The sequence below is a fragment of the Candidatus Sodalis sp. SoCistrobi genome (assembly GCF_900143145.1).
Classification (GTDB): domain Bacteria; phylum Pseudomonadota; class Gammaproteobacteria; order Enterobacterales; family Enterobacteriaceae; genus SoCistrobi.
The window spans coordinates 1-1325 of record NZ_FRDB01000378.1 but is presented as its reverse complement, the minus strand read 5'-3'; the positions used below and the strand labels follow the sequence as shown (position 1 = coordinate 1325).

2 pseudogenes are annotated in these 1325 nt (G+C 53.7%); both read right to left on the bottom strand.

Features of this window, described 5'->3' with window-relative positions:
* Positions 1-128 precede the first annotated feature (128 nt).
* Positions 129-362, bottom strand: a pseudogene (locus CINSTRO3249_RS15975) (branched-chain amino acid ABC transporter permease LivH); the annotation flags it as partial.
* Between the two features lie 128 nt (positions 363-490).
* A pseudogene (locus tag CINSTRO3249_RS15970) lies at positions 491-1196 on the bottom strand (branched-chain amino acid ABC transporter substrate-binding protein); the annotation flags it as partial.
* Positions 1197-1325: the final 129 nt, after the last annotated feature.

The following is a 1325-nucleotide window of genomic DNA, read 5'->3' as shown; positions in this document are numbered from 1 at the left end:
TGCTCATGCTGAGTTTCCAGCACTAGATTAACTGCCCGTTCACGGACTTCCGGAGAGTAACGTTTGGTCGTTGTCATAGAGACCTCCACTTTTAAAGTATAGACTCTAATTTATCCGGGGTGATTCACCCAGCCGTAAACCCCGGTGAACACCAGCGTGAACACCAGCGTGCCAAATATTAGCAGGGGAAACGAGGACACGCCAAAGAAAGAGAGCAGCGCCAGGCCGATGGCGCACAGGTAGGCGGAGATCATATAGACTTCGCCATGGGCGAAATTAATCATGCCGATAATGCCATACACCATGGTATAGCCGATGGCGATAAGGCCATAAACGGCGCCCAGGGTTAAGCCGTTAAACATCTGCTGCCAAAAAAAATGCTTCCATAGATAAGCGGTCCCGTTTGGCCCAACAGAGCACCTGACGGCGCTCTGCGATGAAAGCGCCGGGCTTATCATGCCGGCGCGCCCCTGGATGTACTGCCGCGCGGTTAAGGCAACTGCTGATATTTCCCCTTATTATCCCATTGATAAACCACATAATCGGAGACTTTCAAATCCCCCTTGCTGTCCCAGCTTTTAGGACCCATTACAGTGTCCACCGAATGGGATTTCAACCAGTCGCTGGCTTTGGCGGAATCGCTGCCGCCGGTGGCTTTGAACGCGGCGGCAATCGCCTGTAGCGAGGCATAAGCGTAAAGGGTATATCCCTCCGGCTCGAACTTGCTGGCGCGGAAGGTTTCAATCACCGATTTTCCCGCCGGGATCAAGCGCGGGTCTTGTCCAAAGGTCATCAATACCCCATCGGTATATTGCGGGCCTCCCGCGGCGGTCACCAGCTCTTCGGTGACGATGCAGTCGCCGGAGAAAAACGTCGCCTTCACGCCCTGTTCACGCATTTGCCGCACCAGCGGCCCCGGCCTCGGGATGGCACCCGCCGAAATACACCACCTGCGGATCCACCGAGCGTATTTTGGTCACCAGCGCGTTGAAATCTTTTTCGCCGCGCGATAACCCTTCATACATCACTTCTTTCACGCCCGCTTTATTCAGCGCGGCCTTGGTGGCGTCCACCAGTCCCTGACCGTAGGTATCTTTGTCGTGAATAATCGCCACTTTGGTCGCTTTCAATTTGTCGATAATGTAGCTGGCGGCGATAACCCCCTGCTGATCGTCACGGCCGCACATACGAAACATAGTGAATCACCCCGGATAAATTAGAGTCTATACTTTAAAAGTGGAGGTCTCTATGACAACGACCAAACGTTACTCTCCGGAAGTCCGTGAACGGGCAGTTAATCTAGTGCTGGAAACTCAGCATGAGCA